At 63.0% G+C, this 897-nt stretch carries 1 protein-coding gene; it reads left to right on the top strand.

What is annotated here, in order from left to right; translation table 11 throughout:
- Nucleotides 1-31: 31 nt before the first annotated feature.
- Nucleotides 32-838 carry an AraC family transcriptional regulator gene (locus AC0L2R_RS33760; protein ID WP_126104428.1) on the top strand — a complete coding sequence of 269 codons (807 nt, stop codon included), beginning with the start codon at nucleotides 32-34 and terminating at the stop codon, nucleotides 836-838.
- Nucleotides 839-897 lie beyond the last annotated feature (59 nt).

The following is an 897-nucleotide window of genomic DNA, read 5'->3' as shown; positions in this document are numbered from 1 at the left end:
GCAGTCTGACAAATTATGTCTCTGAGCCGCCATGATTGCCCGCGACAACCTGATCAACGTTCATTTGCCGGAAGACGGGTTCGGAGATTATCCGCATACCGCTGTCGCTCAGGGCGGAGCAGAGCCCGCCGGGCGGACCTACGCTTTTCATACGCACCACCGGGCGCAGCTTTTCCAGATCGTGCGGGGTTCGCTGAGGCTGGAGACCGAGCGGGGTTACTTCATCATCCCGCCCGAACGCGCCGTGTTCGTGCCGTCCGGGGTCCTCCACGAGGTGACCTACCTGCAGGAGACGGAGCGCAGCTATCTCTTTTTCCGCCCCGACGCCGTGGCGAGCCTGTCACCGGAAGTCTCCGTGATCGGTACGACGCGGCTCCTGCGCGAGCTAATCCTGGCGTTTCTGGAAATACCTCGCGCGGATGCGGGCAGCCTCCGCGCCGAACGACTTGTGGCAGTCATTCTCGACCAGCTCCAGACGAGTCCGGTCGCACCGTTGTCTCTCCCGTTGCCGGCATCCGAACGCCTCCGGGACATCGCCGCAGACATGCGGAATGAGCCGGGCGCAGATTGGCCCCTCGATGAGCTTGCGTCACGTGCGGCCATGTCCCCACGTAGCTTCCAGCGTCACTTCCAATCTGAGACAGGGATGAGTTTCCGCGCCTGGCGACAGCAGGCGAAACTGCTGAAATCGGTGGAGTGGCTCGCCGGTGGCCGAAGCGTCGGCGACATCGCTTTTGCACTCGGCTACTCAGGCCCCAGCGCCTTCATCGCGGTTTTTCGGGCGGCCTTCGGTGCCTCTCCCGGAAAATACTTCCAAGACACGCCTCTGGAGCTGTGATTCACCGGATGCCCGGCGCGGCTTACCGCGTAAGTCTGCCTTCTTGGCCTCGCTCTCCA

The organism is Mesorhizobium sp. WSM4820 (assembly GCF_055811075.1).
This window is presented reverse-complemented; position numbering and strand designations above follow the sequence as displayed.